The organism is Erwinia aphidicola (assembly GCF_024169515.1).
GTDB classification, from domain to species: domain Bacteria; phylum Pseudomonadota; class Gammaproteobacteria; order Enterobacterales; family Enterobacteriaceae; genus Erwinia; species Erwinia aphidicola.
The window spans coordinates 3,561,642-3,584,200 of sequence record NZ_JAMKCQ010000001.1 but is presented as its reverse complement, the minus strand read 5'-3'; the positions used below and the strand labels follow the sequence as shown (position 1 = coordinate 3,584,200).

At 57.6% G+C, this 22,559-nt stretch carries 21 protein-coding genes; 3 read left to right on the top strand and 18 right to left on the bottom strand.

Annotated features, from left to right (window positions below; all coding sequences use genetic code 11):
• The first annotated feature begins 50 nt into the window (after positions 1 to 50).
• Positions 51 to 3,497, top strand: coding sequence for a transcription-repair coupling factor (mfd, locus tag J2Y91_RS16875; protein ID WP_133623941.1), 3,447 nt, complete (start codon positions 51 to 53; stop codon positions 3,495 to 3,497).
• 167 nt (positions 3,498 to 3,664) lie between these two features.
• Here the strand turns inward: mfd and J2Y91_RS16870 are convergent, their stop codons facing one another.
• From J2Y91_RS16870 to hinT, 8 genes are all read right to left on the bottom strand, one after another.
• Entirely contained in the window at positions 3,665 to 4,204 is a 540-nt protein-coding gene (locus tag J2Y91_RS16870; protein ID WP_048916375.1) for a glycine zipper 2TM domain-containing protein, read from the bottom strand.
• A 280-nt stretch (positions 4,205 to 4,484) separates the two neighbouring features.
• Positions 4,485 to 5,789: an NAD(P)/FAD-dependent oxidoreductase gene (locus tag J2Y91_RS16865; protein ID WP_048916376.1), complete on the bottom strand. Its 1,305-nt coding sequence runs from the start codon at positions 5,787 to 5,789 to the stop codon at positions 4,485 to 4,487.
• A 246-nt stretch (positions 5,790 to 6,035) separates the two neighbouring features.
• Entirely contained in the window at positions 6,036 to 6,578 is a 543-nt protein-coding gene (gene ycfP, locus J2Y91_RS16860; RefSeq protein ID WP_133623942.1) for an alpha/beta hydrolase YcfP, read from the bottom strand.
• A 38-nt stretch (positions 6,579 to 6,616) separates the two neighbouring features.
• Positions 6,617 to 7,636, bottom strand: a complete 1,020-nt coding sequence (gene nagZ, locus J2Y91_RS16855) for a beta-N-acetylhexosaminidase (RefSeq protein WP_180276708.1) — start codon at positions 7,634 to 7,636, stop codon at positions 6,617 to 6,619.
• A 15-nt stretch (positions 7,637 to 7,651) separates the two neighbouring features.
• Complete coding sequence (gene thiK, locus J2Y91_RS16850) at positions 7,652 to 8,500, bottom strand: thiamine kinase (protein ID WP_133623943.1); 849 nt, start codon at positions 8,498 to 8,500, stop codon at positions 7,652 to 7,654.
• Positions 8,484 to 9,074 (bottom strand): penicillin-binding protein activator LpoB, encoded by a 591-nt coding sequence (gene lpoB, locus J2Y91_RS16845; protein ID WP_099753418.1) that lies wholly within the window; start codon positions 9,072 to 9,074, stop codon positions 8,484 to 8,486. The genes thiK and lpoB overlap by 17 nt, the downstream gene beginning before the upstream one ends.
• A gap of 22 nt (positions 9,075 to 9,096) precedes the next feature.
• The gene (locus J2Y91_RS16840; RefSeq protein ID WP_099753402.1) at positions 9,097 to 9,465 is read right to left on the bottom strand and encodes a YcfL family putative periplasmic lipoprotein; all 369 of its coding nucleotides are present in this window, start codon (positions 9,463 to 9,465) and stop codon (positions 9,097 to 9,099) included.
• A 26-nt stretch (positions 9,466 to 9,491) separates the two neighbouring features.
• Complete coding sequence (gene hinT, locus J2Y91_RS16835; protein ID WP_253538958.1) at positions 9,492 to 9,842, bottom strand: purine nucleoside phosphoramidase; 351 nt, start codon at positions 9,840 to 9,842, stop codon at positions 9,492 to 9,494.
• A gap of 366 nt (positions 9,843 to 10,208) precedes the next feature.
• Here hinT and J2Y91_RS16830 point away from each other — a divergent pair, with 366 nt between their 5' ends.
• Complete coding sequence (locus tag J2Y91_RS16830; RefSeq protein WP_253538955.1) at positions 10,209 to 11,816, top strand: MFS transporter; 1,608 nt, start codon at positions 10,209 to 10,211, stop codon at positions 11,814 to 11,816.
• Positions 11,797 to 12,936 (top strand): beta-galactosidase BglB, encoded by a 1,140-nt coding sequence (gene bglB / locus J2Y91_RS16825; RefSeq protein ID WP_133625088.1) that lies wholly within the window; start codon positions 11,797 to 11,799, stop codon positions 12,934 to 12,936. Before J2Y91_RS16830 ends, bglB begins: the two co-directional genes overlap by 20 nt.
• 66 nt (positions 12,937 to 13,002) lie before the next feature.
• Here the strand turns inward: bglB and ptsG are convergent, their stop codons facing one another.
• The 10 genes from ptsG to fabD form a co-directional block, all read right to left on the bottom strand.
• Positions 13,003 to 14,436: a PTS glucose transporter subunit IIBC gene (ptsG, locus tag J2Y91_RS16820; protein WP_048916384.1), complete on the bottom strand. Its 1,434-nt coding sequence runs from the start codon at positions 14,434 to 14,436 to the stop codon at positions 13,003 to 13,005.
• A 313-nt stretch (positions 14,437 to 14,749) separates the two neighbouring features.
• On the bottom strand, positions 14,750 to 15,541 hold the full coding sequence (locus tag J2Y91_RS16815; RefSeq protein ID WP_099753398.1) for a metal-dependent hydrolase: 792 nt from the start codon (positions 15,539 to 15,541) through the stop codon (positions 14,750 to 14,752).
• An 11-nt stretch (positions 15,542 to 15,552) separates the two neighbouring features.
• Positions 15,553 to 16,551, bottom strand: a complete 999-nt coding sequence (gene holB, locus J2Y91_RS16810) for a DNA polymerase III subunit delta' (RefSeq protein ID WP_048916386.1) — start codon at positions 16,549 to 16,551, stop codon at positions 15,553 to 15,555.
• A complete protein-coding gene (gene tmk, locus J2Y91_RS16805) occupies positions 16,548 to 17,180 on the bottom strand; it encodes a dTMP kinase (RefSeq protein WP_133623946.1) in 633 nt (210 codons plus the stop codon). Before tmk ends, holB begins: the two co-directional genes overlap by 4 nt.
• Entirely contained in the window at positions 17,170 to 18,195 is a 1,026-nt protein-coding gene (gene yceG / locus J2Y91_RS16800) for a cell division protein YceG (RefSeq protein WP_133623947.1), read from the bottom strand. Before yceG ends, tmk begins: the two co-directional genes overlap by 11 nt.
• A 12-nt stretch (positions 18,196 to 18,207) precedes the next feature.
• A complete protein-coding gene (gene pabC / locus J2Y91_RS16795) occupies positions 18,208 to 19,008 on the bottom strand; it encodes an aminodeoxychorismate lyase (protein WP_230049067.1) in 801 nt (266 codons plus the stop codon).
• Between the two features lie 152 nt (positions 19,009 to 19,160).
• Positions 19,161 to 20,402, bottom strand: a complete 1,242-nt coding sequence (gene fabF, locus J2Y91_RS16790) for a beta-ketoacyl-ACP synthase II (protein WP_048916390.1) — start codon at positions 20,400 to 20,402, stop codon at positions 19,161 to 19,163.
• Between the two features lie 88 nt (positions 20,403 to 20,490).
• Positions 20,491 to 20,727: an acyl carrier protein gene (acpP, locus tag J2Y91_RS16785; RefSeq protein WP_048916391.1), complete on the bottom strand. Its 237-nt coding sequence runs from the start codon at positions 20,725 to 20,727 to the stop codon at positions 20,491 to 20,493.
• A 152-nt stretch (positions 20,728 to 20,879) separates the two neighbouring features.
• Complete coding sequence (gene fabG, locus J2Y91_RS16780; protein WP_048916392.1) at positions 20,880 to 21,614, bottom strand: 3-oxoacyl-ACP reductase FabG; 735 nt, start codon at positions 21,612 to 21,614, stop codon at positions 20,880 to 20,882.
• 12 nt (positions 21,615 to 21,626) lie between these two features.
• On the bottom strand, positions 21,627 to 22,556 hold the full coding sequence (gene fabD / locus J2Y91_RS16775; protein ID WP_048916393.1) for an ACP S-malonyltransferase: 930 nt from the start codon (positions 22,554 to 22,556) through the stop codon (positions 21,627 to 21,629).
• Between the last annotated feature and the right edge of the window lie 3 nt (positions 22,557 to 22,559).

Genomic DNA, 22,559 nt, shown 5'->3' with positions numbered 1-22,559 from the left:
CCACAGCGGTTTTCCGATCTCCCCTTTGCCAAGAGACCGTCTAACTGATTATGCCAGAACTCTACCGCTACGACCTGCCGACCAGAGCAGGCGACCAGCGCCAGCTGGGGCAATTAACCGGTGCAGCCTGTGCCGTTGAATGTGCCGAAATGGTTGAACGTCATCAAGGCCCGGTGGTATTGATTGCACCGGATATGCAGAATGCACTGCGCCTGCAGGATGAAATTAAACAGTTTACCGATCAGCCGGTGATGGCGCTGGCGGACTGGGAAACGCTGCCTTTTGACAGTTTTTCGCCGCATCAGGAAATTATCTCCTCGCGACTCTCCACCCTGTATCAACTGCCGACGCTTGAGCGCGGCGTGCTGATCCTGCCGGTTAACACGCTGATGCAGCGTGTCTGCCCGCACAGCTTCCTGCACGGCCATGCGCTGGTGATGCAAAAAGGGCAAAAGCTGTCGCGCGACAAGCTGCGCGCCCAGCTGGAACAGGCGGGCTATCGCAGCGTGGATCAGGTGATGGAACACGGTGAGTTTGCCACCCGTGGCGCACTGCTTGACCTTTACCCGATGGGCAGCGACCGCCCCTACCGCATTGACTTTTTCGATGATGACATCGACAGCCTGCGGCTGTTTGACGTCGACAGCCAGCGCACTCAGGAAGAGGTCGCGGCGATTAATCTGCTGCCCGCGCATGAGTTCCCGACCGATAAAGCCGCGATTGAGCTGTTCCGCACCCAGTGGCGCGAACATTTTGACGTGCGTCGTGAAGCCGAGCATATCTATCAGCAGGTGAGCAAAGGCACCCTGCCCGCCGGGATCGAATACTGGCAGCCGCTGTTCTTCGAGCAGCCGCTGCAGCCGTTATTCAGCTATCTGCCGGCCAATACGCTGCTGATCATTTCCGGCGACCTGGAAGCCAGCGCCGAACGTTTCTGGCAGGATGTTAACGCCCGCTATGAGAACCGCCGCGTCGACCCGATGCGTCCACTGCTGCCGCCGCCAACCCTGTGGCTGCGCAGTGATGAGCTGTTTGGCGAACTGAAGCAGTGGCCGCGCGTGCAGCTGAAAACCGAACTGTTGGCCGATAAAGCCGCCAATACCAATCTGCATTATGAAACGCTGCCGGATCTGGCGGTGCAGGCCCAGGCCAAAGCACCGCTTGATGCCCTGCGCCGTTTTCTGGAGAGTTTCAGCGGCCCGGTGGTGTTCTCGGTAGAGAGCGAAGGCCGCCGCGAAGCATTGCAGGAGCTGCTGGCGCGCATCAAGCTGAAGCCGACGGCGATCCACTCGCTGCCGGATGCGCAGGCGCCAGGCCACTATCTGCTGATCGGCGCCAGCGAACACGGTTTTATCGACGGCCTGCGTAACCGCGCGCTGATCTGCGAAAGCGATCTGCTGGGCGAGCGCGTTAGCCGTCGTCGCCAGGACAGCCGCCGCACCATCAACCCGGACGTGCTGATCCGCAACCTCGCGGAACTGCATCCGGGCCAGCCGGTGGTGCATCTGGAGCACGGCGTCGGGCGCTATATCGGCCTGACCACGCTGGAAACCGGCGGTATCCAGGCGGAGTATCTGATGCTGGCGTATGCCGGCGATGCCAAGCTGTATGTACCGGTGTCGTCTCTGCATCTGATCAGCCGCTACGCGGGCGGTGCCGAAGAGAACGCGCCGCTGCACAAGCTGGGCAGCGATGCCTGGTCGCGCGCGCGCCAGAAAGCGGCAGAAAAAGTGCGCGATGTGGCCGCCGAACTGCTGGATATCTATGCCCAGCGTGCCGCCAAAACCGGCTTTGCCTTTAAGCATGACCGGGAACAGTATCAGCTGTTTTGCGAGAGCTTCCCGTTCGAAACCACCCCTGACCAGTCCGCTGCTATTAATGCCGTGCTGAGCGATATGTGCCAGCCGCTGGCGATGGACCGCCTGGTGTGTGGCGACGTGGGCTTTGGTAAAACCGAAGTGGCAATGCGTGCCGCCTTCCTCGCGGTGGAAAACCACAAGCAGGTGGCGGTGCTGGTGCCGACCACCCTGCTGGCCCAGCAGCATTACGATAACTTCCGCGACCGCTTCGCCAACTGGCCGGTGCGCATTGAGATGCTGTCCCGCTTCCGTACCGCCAAAGAGCAGGTGCAGGTGCTGAGCGAGGCGCAGGAAGGCAAGGTTGATATTCTGATCGGCACACACAAGCTGTTGCAGAGTGAGATCAAATGGCGCGATCTCGGCCTGCTGATCGTCGATGAAGAGCACCGCTTCGGCGTACGGCATAAAGAGCGCATCAAAGCGATGCGTGCCGATGTGGATATTCTGACGCTGACCGCCACGCCGATCCCACGCACGCTGAATATGGCGATGAGTGGGATGCGCGATCTGTCGATTATTGCCACGCCACCGGCCCGCCGCCTGGCGGTAAAAACCTTTGTGCGCCAGTACGATGAGCTGGTGGTGCGCGAGGCGATCCTGCGTGAAGTGCTGCGCGGCGGCCAGGTTTATTACCTCTACAACGACGTCGAAAATATCGAGAAGGCCGCACAGCGTCTCTCCGAACTGGTGCCTGAAGCGCGTGTCGCTATCGGCCATGGTCAGATGCGCGAGCGCGAGCTGGAACGGGTGATGAACGATTTCCACCACCAGCGGTTTAACGTGCTGGTGTGTACCACCATCATCGAAACCGGCATCGATATCCCGACCGCGAATACCATTATTATCGAACGTGCCGATCACTTTGGTCTGGCGCAGCTTCACCAGCTGCGTGGCCGCGTGGGCCGTTCTCACCACCAGGCCTACGCCTGGCTGTTGACGCCACACCCGAAAGCGATGACCACCGACGCGCACAAACGCCTGGAGGCTCTGGCTTCGCTGGAAGATTTGGGCGCGGGCTTCGCGCTGGCAACGCACGATCTGGAAATCCGTGGTGCCGGTGAGCTGCTGGGAGAAGGTCAGAGCGGCCAGATGGAGACGATCGGCTTCTCGCTGTATATGGAGCTGCTGGAAAATGCCGTGGATGCGCTGAAGGAGGGCCGTGAACCCTCGCTGGAGGATCTCACCAACAGCCAGACGGAGATCGAGCTGCGCATGCCTGCGCTGCTGCCGGATGACTTTATCCCGGATGTTAATACCCGCCTCTCCTTCTATAAGCGGATTGCCAGCGCGCAGGAGTCCGGCGAGCTGGATGACCTCAAGGTTGAGCTGATCGACCGCTTTGGCCTGCTGCCGGATGCAGCGCGTAACCTGCTGGATATCGCCGGGCTGCGTCTGGTGGCGAAGAAGCTGGGCGTGCGTAAGGTGGAAGCCAGCGAGAAAGGCGGCTTCGTTGAGTTCGCCGAGAAAAATAAGGTCGACCCGGCCTGGCTGATTGGCCTGTTGCAGAAAGATCCGCAGCAGTGGCGGCTGGACGGCCCGACGCGCATTAAGTTTATGCGCGACCTCGGCGAGCGCAAAGTGCGTATGGGCTGGGTGCGGGAGTTCATGGATAAGATGCTGGAGAACGCGGCAGCGTAACTCATAACGCAAACAACAAGGGCGGACCGAAAAAAAGGGTCCGCCCCTACAGGTGATGCCGATAACCTGAATATTGTAGGGGCCGACCGCTTTTCGGGTCGGCCCAAATATTAGGGGCGGACCGTAAAAGAAGGTCCGCCCCTACAAAACATCGCGCCAGGATGCTATTACGCTTTGTCGCTCAGCACCAGCTGACCGTTATTATCGAGCGGGATGCGCGTGCCTGGGTCGTTTTCCATGCGGATTTTACCCTGCTGGTCACCAATTTTATAGGTGACGTCATAGCCCAGCATCTTTTCCTGCTTGTCGTAAACGGTTTTGCAACGCTGCTCGGAAGTGGTGTAAGTATCGCGATCCTGCAGGGCGCCCTGCACCTGATTACCACCGTAGCCGCCGGCCAGCGCACCCGCTACCGTTGCCACATCGCGACCACGACCGCCACCAAACTGGTGACCCAGTACCCCGCCCGCTACCGCGCCCAGCACTGAACCGGCAATGCGATTTTCATCCTGCACGGCGCGACGATGCGTCAGCGTAACGTTGCGGCACTCCTGACGAGGGTTCTTCAGAGTCTCTTTGATTGGCGTTGCAGAGAGCACCTGCGCGTACTGCGGTCCGCGATCGAACACGTTCATACTTGCCACAGCGGCCACACCCAGGGCGGCTGCTACACCGATGCCAATACCCGCTAACATTGATTTATTCACAGGAAAACCTCCTGAAATTGTTACCGCGCATGATTGCCTGCTGAGACGTCCTGTAACAGCTACGGCATTCCCGGCGTGCGCGACGCGCCGTGGTAATGAGTCTTGAGTTTGCGTTGTGTGAGCGAATGTGACAATAAGAATACTGGAAGAAAAAGGGCCAGCGCATGATAAGAGAAAGCTTTTAAGAGAGTTCTTAACGGGGGGTTCAGACGGCGCTATCAGAACAACGGCTTATAGCTAGTGGCACTATAAGCCGTTTATTTTACAGAAAGCGGCGGGATTAATGCAGCTTCATTCGTGGACGGATCACACGGTTAATACTGCCCACCAGCATCATCAGACCGGTTTTAAAGTAGCCGTGCAGCGCCACCTGGTGCATACGATACAGTGAGATGTAAACGAAACGCGCAATGCGCCCTTCGACCATCATTGAACCGCGCATCAGGTTACCCATCAGGCTGCCCACGGTGCTGAAACGGGACAGGGAGACCAGCGAGCCATGATCTTTATAGACGTAGGGCTTCTGCGGCTGCCCTTTCATCTCTGCCAGAATGTTGGCCAGCACGCGGGAAGCCATCTGGTGCGCGGACTGCGCACGCGGCGGTACAAAACCCCCGGACGGCAGCGCGCAGGAAGCGCAGTCGCCAATCGCGTAGATATTCGGGTCGCGCGTGGTTTGCAGCGTTGGCTCAACCACCAGCTGGTTGATGCGGTTGGTTTCCAGACCGCCCAGATCTTTCATAAAGTCCGGTGCTTTGATGCCTGCAGCCCAGACCATCAGATCAGCTTCGATAAATTCGCCGGACTTGGTGTTCAGGCCTTTCTTGTCTGCGCTGGTCACCATGGTTTGCGTCAGAACGCGCACGCCGATTTTGCTCAGCTCCTGGTGGGCGGCGCTGGAGATACGCGGCGGCAGCGCAGGCAGAATGCGCTCACCGGCTTCCACCAGCGTGACGTTCAGCGCCTGGTTATCCAGACCTTTATAGCCATAGCTGTGCAGCTGCTTAACCGCGTTGTGCAGCTCGGCTGACAGCTCTACGCCGGTGGCACCGCCGCCAACGATAGCGATATTGACCTTCTCCTGCGTGCCTTCGCTGGCAGAGAACTTCAGGAACAGGTTCAGCATTTCGTTGTGGAAACGGCGCGCCTGGTGCGGGTTATCGAGGAAGATACAGTTATCCTTCACGCCCGGCGTACCGAAGTCGTTGGAGGTACTGCCCAGCGCCATCACCAGCGTGTCGTAGGCCAGCTCGCGTTCCGGTACCAGCACTTCACCCTGCGCATCGCGGATTTCCGCCAGCTGCAGGCGGCTATTTTCGCGGTCGAGGTTGGTCAAGGTGCCAAGCTGGAAGCTGAAGCCATGCTTGTGGGCATGAGCCAGATAGCTCAGACCGTCGATGCCTTCATCCAGCGATCCGGTGGCGACTTCATGCAGCAACGGCTTCCATAAATGGCTATGGTTGCGGTCGACCAGGGTAATCTGGGCTTTCTTCTTGCGGCCCAGCTTATGGCCGAGCTGAGTAGCCAGTTCAAGTCCCCCGGCACCTCCGCCGATAATCACAATTTTCTTCATAGGTGTTGTCAAACGACCCCCTGTAAAAGTGAACCAATCGTTAATTAAAAGTTAAATAAATAACCTTAATTAACATAGGGTTGGCGATATTAATTCGCGAGCTGGGGTCAGAATAACACGGAGGAAATCATCTGCTATAAGAAAATTGATCCTGGTCAATGTTATTAGCAAAACTAAGAATAGTACGAATAAAGACCACAAAATCAGCCCGCACTTTAGCGGGCTTCAGCGGCTGGATGTGACGCCGGGTGCGGCGGTTTAACCGAGTGTTTTGAAGGCGTTAATGCGCGGCAGATGGTGGGAGATGTTACGGAACTTGTGGCCCTCAACTTCATCCCACACCACTTCGTAATAGTGGTGTAAGGCCTGCGCGCTGCGGGTGCTGTCGAGCGCATCGTCATGGCGGGAGAGAAACACCAGCCCGCGCTGACGATTCTGTTCGCGAAAGTGGTTGACGCACTTGGTGTCAATATCCAGGTACTCTTCCGGACGATCAATCTTGCCGTCCATCACTTCATTCGGCCACAGATTGGGGTTAAACATCACCTGGCGCACATTGCAGAGAAAGCCAATACGCTCGGCCCAATAACCGCCCAGCCCCACGCCGCAAATCAGCGGGCGATCGTCATCGCTCTGACGCAGCATCTTGTCGGTTTCTTTGAGCAGATGCTGCATATCATGTTTAGGATGGCGGGTGCTGTAGCTGAGCAGGCGCACGTCCGGGTCGATGAACTGAAGCTGCAACACTTTTTCGTGATTGCCCGGGCTGTTTGAATCAAAACCATGCAGATAGATAATCATCGTCATCCTCATTGTGATTCGCCACGGGCAGCCTGTTGTCAGATGCCCGCAGCCGCTTTATGGGCCAGCCAGCGCTCCTGCAGCGTATTTAACGCGTTGCTCGTCTCCTTCCAGCGCGACGATTCCTGCAGTTGCTGACGGGTAAAGGTTCCCCGATGGTAGAGCTGAGCGACCCTTTCTGCATTGATCGGCGACAGGTTATCCAGCACGCTGACCGCGCCTGCGCGGTTATTACACACCAGGATCATATCGCAACCGGCATCCAGCGCCGCCTGGCCACGCTCTGCGTAGCTGCCCATAATCGCCGCGCCTTCCATCGACAAATCGTCAGAGAAGATCACCCCGTTAAAGCCCAGCTCCTTACGCAGTACCGTTTTCAGCCAGTGTGATGAGCCGCTGGCCGGGCGCGGATCGACTTCAGTATAGATAACATGGGCAGGCATAATAGCGTCCAGCGCCTGCTCGGCGATCAGCTGCTGAAAGATCGGCATATCATGATGGCGGATCTCCGCCTCGCTGCGCGTATCTCGCGGTGTCTCTTTATGCGAGTCCGCACTGACGGCACCATGTCCGGGAAAATGTTTTCCGGTGGTCTTCATGCCGGCATCATGCATGCCGCGAATAAAACAGCGCGCCATTTGCAGGGCAATTGCCGGGTCTTCGTGGAAAGAGCGCTCGCCAATCGCCGCGCTACCGTGGCCGATATCCAGCACCGGGGCAAAACTGATGTCGATGTCCATGGCGATCATCTCCGAGGCCATCAGCCAGCCTGCCTGCTGCGCCAGCTGTTCCGCGCTGGCCGCATCATTCAGCGCAGCAAACGCCTGCATCGCCGGCAGACGGGTAAAGCCGTCGCGGAAACGCTGCACGCGGCCGCCTTCCTGGTCCACTGCCACCACCAGCCGGTTGCGCGAAGCGCTGCGGATCTGCCGTACCAGCTCACGCAGCTGCGCCGGGTCATGATAGTTGCGGCTAAACAGGATCAGCCCCCCTACCAGCGGATGCTGTAAAATCTCACGCTCTTCCGCATCCAGCTCGCAGCCGAGCACATCTAACATTACCGGTCCCACACTTCACCTCTTGTTCTGTCGTTGCTGCCAGCCTTCTGCTGCCAGCGTATAAAAATGTTGTTCACCGCTCTGCTGCGCCCGCAGCTCGTACCAGCTGGTCGCCAGCAGAGACAGCCACGGCTGCCAGCGCTGGATCTGGCCGCTCAGCGCGTCAATGTTCAGCTGCTGACGCTTGGCATAACGGGTAATAAGCCGCTGTTGCTGCGCGCCGTCCAGCCCATTGGCGCTGATGATGGCGGCCAGCTCCAGCGCCACATCGCCATCCGCTGCGTACTCCCAGTCAATAAAGCGCAGCCGGCTGCCTTCGGCGACCAGATTTCCGCAGTGGAGATCCATATGCAGCACCGCCAGCCGCAGCGGATGCGGTTGACCCTGACGCTGCAGCTGCCGCAGCGCGCGCAGCCACTGAACGGTGCGGCGCTGCGGCTGGCTGCGCTGCCAGTAATCCATCAGCAGCGGCATCAGCTGCAGGCGATAACCGCTCAGCGGCTGGTGATGTAAGCTGACAACCTCATCCACCAGCCCCTCCAGCCAGCTGTCCAGCTGCCCGGCGCTCAGTACGTCGCCTGGCTGCCACCCCAGCAGCAGCCAGTCGCTATTCCTGCCGTGTACGCCAGGCGTCAGGCCACTGGCGGCCAGTTTACGCAGCAGACGATATTCGCGCTGGCGGTCAACCCCCGGCATGGTCTGCCCGCTGGCTGCCCGCCGTGCCAGAAATTTGCGATCGCCCAGCGAGACCTGCACGCTGTAGCCGCTCAATCCGCTGAGCGCAGAAAAGGAACCGGCGGCACTCGCCGCCGGAAACTGTTGCCCGATCAGCCTGTCGAGCGCGGGATCAGTGCTGGACGGCACCGCTGCCTGACCAGATGATTTCGCCGGTCTGCACCAGCATCAGCTGCATCTGCAGCGTCGGTGACTTCACGTCACCTTCGGCATTGCTGTACAGCACGTACTGGGCGCCGACATAGCGCGCCAGGCCAATCGCTTTGCTGCGCGACACCAGACTGTCCTCTGCGGAGAGCCCCAGCGTCTGTTTCGCTACTGCCAGCTGCTGCGAGGTGACGAGGGTAAACTGCGCGTTGTTCGCCAGCGAGCTTTGCAGCGCCGCGGTCGCTTTCGCGCTCTGCAGGCTGCCGTTAGTGCTGTTCTTCACGTTATCCACCAGCAGTACGCTGCCCGCCGTGACGCCGTCTGCTTTCAGCATCTGCGCCACCAGCGGTGATACGCTGGCAGGCCAGTTGATGGTCTGCATTTTTGGCGGCTGCGGTACGTTCTGGCCCGGTTCCGGTTTTGGCTGCTCCGGCACGGTTACCGGCGGCTGCACGGGCTCAACCTTGGCGGGTTGCTCAGGCTGCTGCTGCTGTTGATTATTGATACAGCCGCTCAGAATCAGCGCCAGTAGCAGCACGCCTGAGAGCTTAAAGATATTCCTGTTCACGCTTAACTCCTTACAGATACAGGTAGAGACGAACTTTGCTCGCCGTCAAATTACCGGTTTGGGATGAGATGTCGGCTTTACCATGCGCGGGGACTGTCACCGTGCGCGGGCGCTCAAAAGGTAAGATCTCTAACCCTTTATCATCATACCAGTAGAAGCGATAAGTGACCTGAACCGGCTTTTCCTGCTGATTAAACAGCACGGTGGTGGCGCGCTGCTGCCCTTCCCTTTCGCCAATATTCGGTTCATCGGTGGTAATGCCCGCCGACAGCACGGCCGACTCCATCACTAACGACTGTGAGGTATTGATGGTGGTGCGCTCGCTGCTGCATCCGGCTAACGCTACCAGTAACGTGAGTGCCGTTACGCTTGCCCGCATAGATTTGTGTCCGTAGTCGTTGGCGTTCAGGACGCCAGCATTGGGCCTAAAGGACGGCCGCCGAGCAGGTGCAGGTGGATGTGATACACCTCCTGACCCCCGTGCTTATTGCAGTTCATGATCAGGCGATAGCCATCATCGGCGATGCCCTGATCTTTAGCGATTTTCGCCGCAACCGTCATCATGCGCCCCAGCGCAGCTTCATGCGCGGCGCCAACATCATTGGCGGTAGGGATTAAGATATTCGGCACAATCAGAATATGCGTCGGTGCCTGCGGGGAGATATCGCGAAATGCGGTAATCAGCTCATCCTGAAAAATGATGTCGGCCGGGATCTCACGGCGGATGATTTTACTGAAAATGGTTTCTTCAGCCATGCTGCATGTCCTTGAGCGTAATATAAGTTACCGCAGTATGAGCGAGAGAATCCTTTTCTTTCAACCTGCAACTGACTTTTCTTTCGCTAATCGCACGGCTTTACGACGTTATTCCCCCGCCCGCCCGTCAAAAAATTATTTTTGCGTGACGCTTCGCAGAATGAACTGCTATTTTCGATAAAAACGAAACACTGTTTTATAAATTTAGAGATCCCGCAAGGTAATCACGGTGATTTTGTCACTCTGCTCAATTTGCTGGCAAAAACGACAAGGTTGAATGGTTGGGAACACTCTACTTTTCCACCATCCGTCTGAGTTGTCCGGAATACGTGGTTGAAGCCACCCTACAGCAAAGGAGCTTTCCTGATGCACACTCGCAAGATCGGACTGGTGAATTACCTTGCCTACGGCTCCGGGGATTTCCTCGGTGCCGGGACCACGGCGCTGACTGCCGCCTGGCTGCTCTATTTCTATACCACCTTCTGCGGCATGACGCCGATTGAAGCGACTTTTATCTTTGCCCTTGCCCGCGTGCTGGATGCGGCGATCAGTCCGTTAATGGGGTTTCTCACCGACAACTTCGGTACCACCCGGCTGGGAAAACGCTTTGGCCGCCGTAAATTCTTCATCCTGCTCGGTATTCCCGGCGTATTCAGCTACAGCCTGATGTGGGTCGGAGAGATGAGCTATCTGTGGTATCTGCTGACCTACCTGGCGTTTGATATCGTCTACACCATGGTGCTGGTGCCGTATGAAACCCTGGTACCGGAAATGACCGACGATTTTAAGCAGAAAACCCGCTTTTCCGGCGCGCGCATCGCACTGGCCCAGCTCTCAACCATCCTCGCCGCGTTTCTGCCCGGCATTCTGCTGGGGATTTTTGGCAAGGACAATGCGGTGTCATTTTTCTATGCCAGCCTGGTGTTCTCCACCCTGTGCGCCATCGTGCTGATGCTGGTGTGGGCGTTCACCTGGGAGCGCCCGGCAGATGCCCTGTCGGCCGAGTCGCAGCGCGCCATGGCGGAGAAACAGCAGCTTAACCTGCGTCAGAGCCTGCAACGGCTGTATGTGGAGCTGGCTTCCACGCTGCGCATTCGTATCTTCCGCCAGCATCTGGGGATGTATCTCGGCGGCTATATTGCGCAGGACGTGTTTAACGCGGTGTTTACCTGGTACGTGGTGTTTGTGCTGATGCAGGGTGCGCAGCTGGCTGCCAATCTGATGGGCACCATGGCGGTTCTGCAGTTTATTGCGGTGATCGGCATGATCCCGCTGTGCATTCGTATCGGCCCGGCCCCGGCTTACCGCCTGGTGGTGGCGCTATTCGCCGCCAGCTCCCTCTCCTATGCGCTGCTGTGGTATGCCGGGATGAGCAACAGCCTGGCGCTGCTGGTGCTGATCTCTGCAGTGGCCGGGCTGGGTCGCGGCGGCATTAATTACATCCCGTGGAACATTTACACCTACATTGCCGATGTCGATGAGGCGATTACCGGCCAGCGCCGCGAGGGGATTTTTGCCGGCATCATGACGCTGACGCGCAAAGCCTCGCAGGCAGGTGCCGTGATGGTGGTGGGCATCGTGCTGCAGCTTTCCGGCTTTGTCTCCGGCAGGTCAGAGCAGCTGCCGCAGGTCAGCCATACGATTATCTTTATCCTCAGCGTCGGCACGCTGGCAATACTGACCTGCGGCTTTGTTATCTCACTGCGCTTTAAGCTCAACCTGCACACGCACCGCACGCTGCGCGAAGAGACGCTGAAGATGCGCGCGGCTGATGGGCCGGTACCTCAGCAGTTAAGCGCGCAGGCACGCGCCACCGTCGAGACGCTGACCGGCATGGCCTATGAAAATCTGTGGGGTAATAACAATATTGGCTACCTCAACCGTAATAAACCTGCGGCAGCTATGCTGCCGCAGGCGCCCACCTTCCCTGCTATCCGACCTCAGGAGCACCATGATGACAGTCTACCCGGTTAAGTACAGCGCGCTGCTGCGCCAGCCCGAATTCCTGCTGCCTAAGCCCGAACTGAGCAAACTGATTGCCCGCGTCAGCGACAATCTGGTGAGCATTACCGACGAAAGCGGCGAGTTTCTGCTGCGCCTTGACGATGGCCGGGTGATTGACACCAAAGGCTGGGCGGGCTGGGAGTGGACGCATGGCATCGGGCTGTACGGCATGTATCACTATTACCAGCAGACCGGGGACCCGCTGACGCTGCAACGTATTGACGACTGGTTCCGCGCCCGGCTGGCAGAAGGCACGCCGACCAAAAACGTCAACACCGCCTGCCCGTTTCTGACGCTGGCCTGCCGCTATGAGGAGACGCGCGACCCGACGCTGCTGCCGGTGCTGGAGCGCTGGGCGGAGTGGGTGATGTATGAGATGCCGCGCACCGAACATCACGGTATTCAGCACCTGGTTTATAACAATGAGAACCACCAGCAGATGTGGGATGACACGCTGATGATGAGCGTGATGCCGCTGGCAAAGATCGGCCAGCTGCTGAACCGCCCCGAATTCGTCGAGGAAGCCACCTATCAGTTCCTGCTGCACACCCAGTATCTGATGGATCGTAAGAGCGGCCTGTGGTTCCACGGCTGGACCTTCGACGGCCAGCACAATTTTGCCGAAGCGCGCTGGGCGCGTGGCAATAGCTGGCTGACGATTGCCATCCCCGATTTTATCGAGCTGATGAACTGGCCGGAACAGCACGCCACGCGCCGCTATCTGTTGCAGGTGCTGGAGACTCAGGTCAGGGCGCTGGCGCAGTGCCAGCATGAAAGCGGGCTGTGGCATACGCTGCTCGACGACAGCGACTCGTATCTGGAAGCCTCCGCTACCGCCGGGTTTGCCTACGGGATACTGAAAGCGATACGCAAACGCTATATCAGCCGCGACTATACGCCGGTGGCGGAACGGGCGTTACAGGGAGTGATTGAGCGCATTAATGATGCAGGCGAGCTGACGCAGGTCTCATTCGGCACCGCGATGGGCAATGACCTCGACTACTATCGCCAGGTACCGCTGACCTCGATGCCTTACGGCCAGGCGATGGCGCTGCTGTGCCTGACGGAGTATCTGCGGGTCTATTTGTAGTCGCTTCATCGAGCTGTAGATAAAAAAAAGGGACGGGCATTGCCCGTCCCCGACTCACGTCATGAATTACATGTTACGGATGTAGTCATCCATTTCGGTTTTCAGGTTATCGGACTTTGTGCCGAAAATTGCCTGAACGCCGGAGCCTGCCACAACCACCCCTGCAGCGCCCAGTTTCTTCAGGCCAGCCTGGTCAACTTTTGCCACGTCGGCAACGCTCACGCGCAGACGGGTGATGCAGGCATCGAGGTTGGTGATGTTCTCTTTGCCACCAAATGCCGCCACCAGGTTACCGGCCATTTCGCTGGCTGAACTGGTGCTCTGCTCGCTGGCGGTATCTTCACGGCCAGGGGTTTTCAGGTTCAGTTTGACAATCAGCACGCGGAACACGGTGTAGTAAACCAGCGCGTAAACCACCCCGACAATAGGGAACAGCCAGATGCGGCTGCTGTTGCCGCTCAGCACGATAAAGTCGATCAGACCGTGTGAGAAGCTGGTGCCGTCACGCATGCCTAACAGGATAGCGATTGGGAAGGCCAGGCCCGCCAGGATAGCGTGGATGGCATACAGGATTGGCGCAACGAACATGAACGAGAACTCGATCGGTTCGGTAATCCCGGTCAGGAACGAGGTCAGCGCAGCGGAGATCATGATGCCGCCCACTTTTGCGCGGTTCTCAGGCTTCGCTGAGTGCCAGATGGCGATAGCCGCCGCTGGCAGACCATACATTTTGAACAGGAAGCCGCCGGACAGCATGCCCGCAGTCGGGTCACCCGCCATGTAGCGAGGGATATCGCCATGGAACACCTGGCCCGCGGCGTTGGTGTATTCACCGATCTGCATCTGGAAAGGTACGTTCCAGATATGATGCAGACCAAACGGCACCAGCGAGCGCTCAACCACCCCATAGATACCAAAGGCCACAACGGGGTTCTGATAAGCCGCCCACTGTGAGAACGTCTGGATGGCGGTACCGACCGGTGGCCAGATAAAGGAGAGGATCACGCCGAGGAAGATGGCGGTGAAACCGGAGATAATCGGCACAAAGCGTTTACCGGCGAAGAAGCCCAGATACTCAGGCAGCTTGATGCGGTAGAAGCGGTTAAACATATACGCGGCGATGGAACCGGCAATAATACCGCCCAGTACCCCGGTGTCCGCCAGGTGTTTCGCCGCAATTTCTTCGGCTGGCAGATGTAATACCAGCGGGGCGACCACGGCCATGGTTTTCACCATAATACCGTAGGCCACTACGGCCGCCAGTGCTGAAACGCCGTCGTTATTGGTGAAGCCCAGCGCCACACCAATAGCAAAAATCAGCGGCATGTTGGCGAACACCGAACCACCGGCTTCCGCCATAACGTGTGAAACTACCAGAGGCAGCCAGCTGAAGTTGGCAGAACCAACGCCCAGCAGAATACCCGCGATCGGCAGAACCGATACGGGCAACATCAGCGATTTACCGACCTTTTGCAGGTTCGCAAATGCATTTTTGAACATAGTGTAAAGCTCCTGAGTATGAGTGCTTTTTTTATCGCAGGCTGAGAGATCGGCCTGCGTTGCAGAGGGGGGAGGACCCGCTGCGGGTGGAGCGCTTTGCGCTCTCGGTATTTATTACGAAGAGTAAAATAAATCCGTTAAAATTTGTTTGATGGCTATCACGTTTCGTTGAACGTGGGCCATTTCTTTAGAAGATTCCGGCAAAAAAGGGCCGTTTTCCGGCACAAAAAAAGTGCAGCAGCCTTTAATGGCGCTGCACTTTACGACTTCTGCCTATTAATTACGAGCTATAAAAGAAATAGCTGCTCAATCATTAATCGGCGAGGCGCGACATCGGGACGTGGAACAGGCGTGAGAAGTTTTCCGTAGTGGCCTGGGCCATCTCTTCAATACTCACCCCTTTGACCACCGCCATATATTCCGCCACATCGCGCGTGTAAGCCGGCTGGTTTTCTTTACCACGATGCGGCACCGGGGCCAGATAAGGCGAGTCGGTTTCGACCAGCATGCGGTCGAGCGGAACGTAGCGCGCCGCGTCACGGATCTGCTCCGCGTTACGGAAAGTGGCAATGCCGGAGAACGAGATGTAAAAGCCCATATCCAACAGCTTTTCGGCCGTCTCACGATCTTCGGTAAAGCAGTGCAGCACGCCACCGCACTCGTCGGCCTTCTCTTCCTGCAGGATCGCCAGCGTGTCTTCACGCGCATCGCGGGTGTGGACGATCACCGGTTTGTTCAGATCGCGCCCTACGCGGATATGCTCGCGGAAGGAGGCCTGCTGACGCGCTTTGGTCTCTTTCTGGTAAAAGTAGTCCAGCCCGGTTTCCCCCATCGCCACCACGCGCGGATGGGCTGCCAGGGCGCGCAGCTCGGCGAAGTCGTACTCCTCTTCCTGATTCAGCGGATGCACACCGCAGGAGTAGGCCACGTTTGGCCGCTCGCCAATCAGGTCAACCATGGCCTTGTACCCTGGCAGCGTGGTCGCCACTGCCAGCATAAATTTCACATCGCGCGCGGCGGCCTTGGCCAGCACGTCGGACACGTCCTGATGCAGGGTTTCATAATTCAGGCCATCAAGATGGCAGTGGGAATCGACTAAAAACATCGCATTACTCTCTAATTCGGTGAAGCGGCCGCAGCCGGTTTAACAATAGCTTCCCAGCTCAGCAGCTGTTCGGTTAGCAGCAGCTCGCGGTTAACCGCGACCACATTGAGCAGACGATCGCGGCACTGCATCCACTGGCGCAGGCTGGCATCGATCGCCGCCGAGGGCAGCAGGCTGGCAAGGTGAATCACTTCAGCCTGGCGGTCAACATTGCTGATATATTGCCCGCCGCCCTGTTGCCACTTGACGGCATCCACCAGCAGCGAACAGAGCCAGCCGATGCGCCGTGCAGCGTCATCATGGTTGAGTGCAGGCAGCAGGCCCAGCGTATCGCCCTGCAGGGCGGCAGGCAACGCCTGACAAACCTGCTGGCGCTGCTGCCAGGTTTTTTCTTGCAGCAGTTCAAGCGCGGCCGCCGGTGCCCCGGAGGCAAGGCGCAGCGCAGCGGTGCGCTCATTCAGCCCGGCGGCACACTGCTTATGCAGCCACTGCAGGCTTTGTGCTTCATCCGGCGGCGCGAGGTGCCACAACAGGCAGCGGCTGCGCAGCGTTGGCAGCAGGCGCGACGGTTCACGGCTGCTGAGAAGAAACCAGGTATTCTTCGGCGGCTCCTCCAGCGTTTTCAGTAAAGCATTGGCCGCCGCTTCGGTCAGCTGCCCGGCATCCGGTAGCCAGACGACTTTTGCCCCGCCCTGCTGCGCGTGGTGCCAGAGCTTCTCGGTCACGTTACGTACCGCATCAATGCCGAGCGAACTTTTGCCCTTCTCCGCTTCCAGCCGATACCAGTCCGGATGCGTCCCCGCCTGCATTAGCTGGCAGGGGTGGCACTCGCCGCAGCTTTTCAGTCCGTCCGGCTGTTTGCACATCAGCCAGCGGCTGATGCCCCAGGCCAGCGCATCATCCCCCATACCGGGCAGCGCCTGAATCAGCAGGGCATGATGCCCGCGCTGTGCCTGGTGCTGGCTGAGGATCTGGCGATAGCTGTGGTTCAGCCACGGATACCAGTTCATTGCTGTTCCTGTAGCCACTGGTTGAGCGTGGCCTTCAGCGCGGCGCTGACCTGTTCCAGCGGCTGGGTGGCATCCACGCTGCGGATACGGCTATCGGCGGCGGCCAGAGCAAGATAGCGCTCACGCGTGCGGGTAAAGAAGTTCAGCGACTCCTGTTCGATACGGTCGAGCTCACCGCGCGCGCGCGCGCGCTGCAGGCCAATCTCCGGGGTCACGTCAAGGTACAGGGTCAAATCCGGTGCGAAATCGCCCAGCACGGCCTGCTTCAGGCTGCTCATCAGGTTGCTGTCCATACCGCGTCCGCCCCCCTGGTAGGCTTGAGAAGAGAGATCGTGACGATCGCCCACCACCCATGCACCGCGTGCCAGCGCAGGTTTAATCACGTTTTCCACCAGCTGCACGCGTGCGGCGTAGAGCATCAGCAGCTCGGCCTGGTCAGTAACCTGCTCCCCCTCAATGCCCTGTTTGATTAAATCGCGCAGTTTCTCGGCCAGCGGCGTGCCGCCCGGTTCGCGGGTGAAAACAATATCGTTAATGCCGTGGCGCTGCAGTTCACTGACTATCGCATCGCGTGCCGTGGTTTTTCCTGCGCCTTCCAGCCCTTCGATAACGATAAATTTACTGTTCATTTTTTTCCTTCAGCGCGAGGCGATACACCTGCACGGCTTTGTTATGGCTCGCCAGGTTGGTAGTAAAGGTGTGCCCCCCTTTCCCATCGGCGACAAAATAGAGGAAGTTGGTCTTTTCTGGGTGGGCTGCTGCTTCCAGGGAGGCCTTACCCGGCATCGCAATCGGGCCTGGCGGCAGGCCGCTGATGGTGTAAGTATTATAGGCGGTCGGCGTTTCCAGATCTTTACGCGTCAGAGTGCCTTTATAGCTGTCGCCCATCCCGTAGATCACGGTTGGGTCGGTTTGCAGACGCATACCAAGGCGCAGGCGGTTAATAAACACCGAGGCCACTTTACTGCGTTCTTCACTCACCGCCGTCTCTTTCTCAACAATTGAGGCCATGGTCAGCATATCATTTTTGCTTTTATACGGCAGATCATCCATTTTGCCCTGCCAGACGCTATCCACCAGTTTTTCCATGCGCTCATGGGCGCGGTTCAGCAGCGCCACATCGGTGGTGTTTGCGGTATACAGGTAAGTATCCGGATAGAACCAGCCTTCCACGCCCTGCTGCTCGCCCTCTAACTTGAGCGCAGCGGCCACCGTCGCCAGCTTATCGTCGCTCAGCGTGTGCTTGATGTAGGGCGCGCTGCGTAGCTGGCTCAGCCACTCCTGCATGCGCGTACCTTCAACAAAACGCAGCGGGAACTGCGCTTCTTTACCGCTGGCCAGCAGTTGCAGCATCTCACGCACGGTCATTTCTGGCGTAAAGCGGTAGGTCCCGGCTTTGAATTTCGACAGCTCCGGTTCCAGCTTCAACAACATCCCAAACCACGGCGTGCTGCTGATAATGTGTTTTGATTCCAGCTGCGCTTCCAGTACCACTCGCCCGGAACCGGCCGGCAGCGTAAAGAGAGTTTCACTGTCAATAGTCAGGGCGGAATCGGCAAACTGACGCGTTTTCCAGTAGCTGAATGCGGCAGCCAGCACGGCGATAGCCAGCAGCGCGACGAGTATCTTTCGGATTTTAGTCATGAAGTTTCCACATCATTCATTATCAGGGTTGAGCTGGCTGAACAGGTCGCGTGACGTATAGCGCCACGCCTCAATCTGGCTGACCGGCAATATCGGCATCAGCGCGTTGGTAATCAGCACTTCTTCCGCATCGGCCAACACCTCATAGCCCTGGCGCACTTCGCTCAGGGTATAACCAAGTGCGATGACCTGTTGCATCACCTGCTGGCGCTGGATGCCATTCACCCCGGAGGCGCTGAGATCGGGGGTAAATACCTGTTTTCCCACGCGCCAGAATAAATTTGCCGCACAGCATTCCACCAGCATGCCGTCACTGTCAAGCACCAGCGCCTCATCCGCGGCGGTCTGCTCAAGCTCTGTGCGGATCATCACCTGCTCAAGGCGGTTGAGGTGTTTTATCCCGGCCAGTAGCGGATTTTTCCCCAACCGGACCGTGCTGAGCGCCAGACGCACCCCGGTCTGGCGCAACCTGAGGTAGTGCGCGGGCCAGGCGGAGAGTGAAATAATTCGAGCAGGCTGCTGGCAGCCGCTGGCGCTGTAGCCACGCCCGCCGCTACCGCGCGTAATAATCACTTTCAGCACGCCATCATCTATCGTGCTGGCGATAGCCGTGATTTCCTGCGCAAGGAGCTGCCAGTCAACCCCGGCGATCCTCAGGCGCTCGCAGGCCTGTTGCAACCGCTGGAGGTGGGCTTGCGGTCGTAGCATACTGCCGTGCAGAACACGGGCGGTCGTAAAGCAGCCGTCCCCAAACTGCACGGCACGGTCGCGTGCGTCAATGCTCTCCTGCGCCAGGCCATTCACCCACATCATGCTTGCTCTCCGTAATTTTCACCCGAACAGATTACCTGTCCGGCGCGCCAGAATCATCTGATTCCAGGTAATGAAGCGTATAGAACCGGCCCGCAACGGCCACAAATAAAAAAGGCCCGCTGGGTGCGGGCCTTAGATAAGTACGTGCAGGATCAGATTTTACGGAAGATCAGCGAGCCGTTAGTTCCGCCAAAGCCGAAGGAGTTACACAGGCTGTACTCCATACCTTTCACCTGACGTGCGGTATGCGGGACAAAATCCAGGTCACAACCCTCATCCGGATTATCCAGATTGATGGTGGGTGGGATAACCTGATCGCGCAGCGCAAGGATAGTGAAGATAGACTCCACCGCCCCCGCCGCGCCGAGCAGATGCCCGGTCATGGATTTGGTCGAGCTGACCATAACGCTGTGCGCTGAAGCACCAAACACGGATTTCACCGCCTGAGCTTCGGCTTTATCACCGGCCGGCGTCGAAGTACCGTGCGCGTTGATATAACCAATCTGCTCCGCAGACAGCTGTGCATCTTTCAACGCATTAACCATCGCCAGGGCGGCACCTGCACCATTTTCAGGTGGCGAAGTCATATGATAAGCATCGCTGCTCATGCCGAAACCAACGACTTCTGCATAGATTTTCGCGCCGCGTTTTTTCGCGTGCTCATACTCTTCCAGCACCACTAACCCTGCTCCGTCGCCGAGGACGAAACCGTCACGGTCTTTATCCCACGGGCGGCTTGCCGCCTGCGGGTTTTCGTTGCGGGTTGAGAGCGCACGTGCCGCCCCGAATCCACCGACGCCGAGCGGGGTACTGGCTTTCTCAGCACCGCCTGCCAGCATCACATCCGCGTCGTTATACGCGATGATACGGGCAGCGTGACCGATGTTATGCACACCGGAAGTACAGGCGGTAGCGATAGAGATGCTAGGACCTTTCATACCAAACATGATGGTCAGATGACCCGCAATCATGTTCACAATGGTCGAAGGCACAAAGAACGGGCTGATTTTACGCGGGCCACCATTCACCAGAGAGGCATGGTTTTCTTCAATCAGACCTAACCCGCCGATACCGGAACCAATAGCGGCACCAATACGGTCGGCGTTCTCTTCGGTGATCTCCAGGCCGGAATCGTGCATGGCCTGAATGCCAGCGACGACGCCATATTGGATGAAAGCATCCATCTTGCGCTGATCTTTGCGCGAGATAAATTCATCACAATTGAAATCTTTTACTAAGCCAGCAAAACGCGTTGCGTAGGCACTAGTATCAAAATGGTCGATAAGGCTGATGCCACTCTGACCGGCAACAAGAGCATTCCAGGTGGACTCTACGGTATTGCCGACAGGAGATAACATGCCAAGACCAGTCACAACTACACGACGCTTAGACACGTTCGTCCTCCAGGGAGGGAAAAGTTGACACTGTGTGGGAAGTTCAGATAAAACTCAGGCGGTCGAATGACCGCCTGGAGATGTTCACTTATGCCTGAGCTGAATTGATATAATCAATGGCAGCCTGAACGGTAGTGATTTTCTCAGCTTCTTCGTCCGGAATCTCGGTATCGAACTCTTCTTCCAGAGCCATTACCAGCTCAACGGTATCAAGAGAATCAGCACCCAGATCATCTACAAAAGAGGCAGTATTAACAACTTCTTCCTGTTTAACGCCCAGCTGCTCGCCAATGATTTTCTTAACGCGTTCTTCGATAGTGCTCATACTATTAAATTTCCTATCAAAACTCGCTTTCGCGATGGTTTTCGTAGTGTATAAAATGTTGAAAAAGATGCAACTAAATCCCGGCTGGTATGACCACGATTTACGCTATTTTGCGGCTTTTACCCCAAATAACGCAAATACTTTCGTGATGATCAGACCATATACATTCCGCCGTTGACGTGCAGCGTTTCACCAGTGATGTACGCAGCCTCGTCAGAGGCTAAAAATGCAACGGCATTGGCGATTTCCTGCGCGCCGCCGAGGCGACCTGCAGGCACTTCCGCCAGAATGCCCGCACGCTGATCTTCGCTCAGCGCACGCGTCATGTCGGTTTCAATGAAACCGGGTGCCACGACGTTAACGGTAATGCCACGTGACGCGATTTCACGCGCCAGTGACTTGCTAAAGCCAATCAAACCCGCTTTTGCTGCCGCGTAGTTTGCCTGGCCCGCATTACCCATTGTTCCAACTACGGAGCCAATGGTAATAATTCGGCCCGCGCGTTTTTTCATCATGGCACGCATTACCGCTTTCGACAGGCGGAATACGGAAGTCAGATTGGTGTCCAGAATATCCTGCCACTCATCGTCCTTCATGCGCATCAGAAGATTATCACGCGTGATGCCTGCATTATTGACTAAAATGTCAACTTCGCCAAATTCGGCACGAATATTTTCCAACACGCTCTCAATCGAGGCTGAGTCGGTAACGTTCAGGAGCAGGCCTTTACCGTTATCACCCAGATAGGCGCTGATAGCATCGGCACCGCTTTGGCTGGTTGCAGTACCCACAACTTTGGCACCGCGAGCTACCAGAGTTTCTGCAATAGCACGGCCAATTCCACGGCTTGCACCGGTGACCAGCGCGATTTTACCTTCGAAGTTCATGTTCATCCTCGTTTATTGTTCAAGCGCCGCTGACAGGCTGGCCTGGTCGTTTACCGCCGCCGCCGTCAGAGTGTCAACAATACGTTTAGTCAGCCCGGTCAAAACCTTACCCGGGCCCACTTCCAGCAGCGAAGTGACGCCCTGCTGAGCCATAAATTCTACACATTCTGTCCAGCGTACCGGACTGTACAGCTGGCGAACCAGCGCACTGCGAATCGCTTCGCCTGATGTTTCGCACTTCACATCAACGTTATTCACCACCGGGAAGGCGGGGGCGTTGAAGGTAAGTTGCTCCAGCGCTACCGCCAGCTTATCCGCAGCGGGCTTCATCAGCGCGCAGTGCGACGGAACGCTCACTGGCAGTGGCAACGCGCGTTTAGCGCCGGCGGCCTTACAGGCAGCACCCGCACGCTCAACGGCTTCTTTGTTGCCGGCAATCACGACCTGGCCAGGGGAGTTAAAGTTTACCGGAGAAACAACCTGCCCCTGCGCAGCGTCTTCACAGGCTTTGGCGATAGACGCATCGTCCAGACCAATAATGGCCTGCATCGCGCCCGTTCCTTCAGGAACGGCTTCCTGCATCAGTCTGCCACGCAGCTCAACCAGCTTGATCGCATCGGCAAAAGCAATGACACCTGCACAAACCAGCGCACTGTACTCACCCAGGCTGTGGCCTGCAAGCATTGACGGCGCTTTTCCGCCTTTTTCCTGCCAAACGCGGAAAATGGCAACAGATGCGGCCAGTAAAGCGGGCTGAGTTTGCCAGGTTTTGTTCAACTCTTCAGCAGGTCCTTGTTGAACCAGCTGCCAGAGGTCATAACCGAGCACAGCAGAGGCTTCACTAAAGGTTTCTTCCACAAGCTTGTTTTCGCTCGCCAAATCGGCCAGCATGCCCAGCGCCTGAGATCCCTGTCCAGGGAAAACCATTGCAAATTGCGTCATTGT

What these genes read in the sequence shown, in the direction of transcription:
- nagZ (WP_180276708.1), bottom strand. Translation starts at nt 7,636, where the DNA reads ATGTTAGATGTGCTCGGCTGCGAGCTGGATGCGGAAGAGCGTGAGATT.
- J2Y91_RS16815 (WP_099753398.1), bottom strand. Translation starts at nt 15,541, where the DNA reads ATGTTTTTAGTCGATTCCCACTGCCATCTTGATGGCCTGAATTATGAA.
- fabD (WP_048916393.1), bottom strand. Translation starts at nt 22,556, where the DNA reads ATGACGCAATTTGCAATGGTTTTCCCTGGACAGGGATCTCAGGCGCTG.
- bglB (WP_133625088.1), top strand. Translation starts at nt 11,797, where the DNA reads ATGACAGTCTACCCGGTTAAGTACAGCGCGCTGCTGCGCCAGCCCGAA.
- acpP (WP_048916391.1), bottom strand. Translation starts at nt 20,727, where the DNA reads ATGAGCACTATCGAAGAACGCGTTAAGAAAATCATTGGCGAGCAGCTG.
- tmk (WP_133623946.1), bottom strand. Translation starts at nt 17,180, where the DNA reads ATGAACAGTAAATTTATCGTTATCGAAGGGCTGGAAGGCGCAGGAAAA.
- mfd (WP_133623941.1), top strand. Translation starts at nt 51, where the DNA reads ATGCCAGAACTCTACCGCTACGACCTGCCGACCAGAGCAGGCGACCAG.
- pabC (WP_230049067.1), bottom strand. Translation starts at nt 19,008, where the DNA reads ATGATGTGGGTGAATGGCCTGGCGCAGGAGAGCATTGACGCACGCGAC.
- yceG (WP_133623947.1), bottom strand. Translation starts at nt 18,195, where the DNA reads ATGACTAAAATCCGAAAGATACTCGTCGCGCTGCTGGCTATCGCCGTG.
- ptsG (WP_048916384.1), bottom strand. Translation starts at nt 14,436, where the DNA reads ATGTTCAAAAATGCATTTGCGAACCTGCAAAAGGTCGGTAAATCGCTG.
- holB (WP_048916386.1), bottom strand. Translation starts at nt 16,551, where the DNA reads ATGAACTGGTATCCGTGGCTGAACCACAGCTATCGCCAGATCCTCAGC.
- fabG (WP_048916392.1), bottom strand. Translation starts at nt 21,614, where the DNA reads ATGAACTTCGAAGGTAAAATCGCGCTGGTCACCGGTGCAAGCCGTGGA.
- J2Y91_RS16840 (WP_099753402.1), bottom strand. Translation starts at nt 9,465, where the DNA reads ATGCGGGCAAGCGTAACGGCACTCACGTTACTGGTAGCGTTAGCCGGA.
- ycfP (WP_133623942.1), bottom strand. Translation starts at nt 6,578, where the DNA reads ATGATTATCTATCTGCATGGTTTTGATTCAAACAGCCCGGGCAATCAC.
- hinT (WP_253538958.1), bottom strand. Translation starts at nt 9,842, where the DNA reads ATGGCTGAAGAAACCATTTTCAGTAAAATCATCCGCCGTGAGATCCCG.
- J2Y91_RS16830 (WP_253538955.1), top strand. Translation starts at nt 10,209, where the DNA reads ATGCACACTCGCAAGATCGGACTGGTGAATTACCTTGCCTACGGCTCC.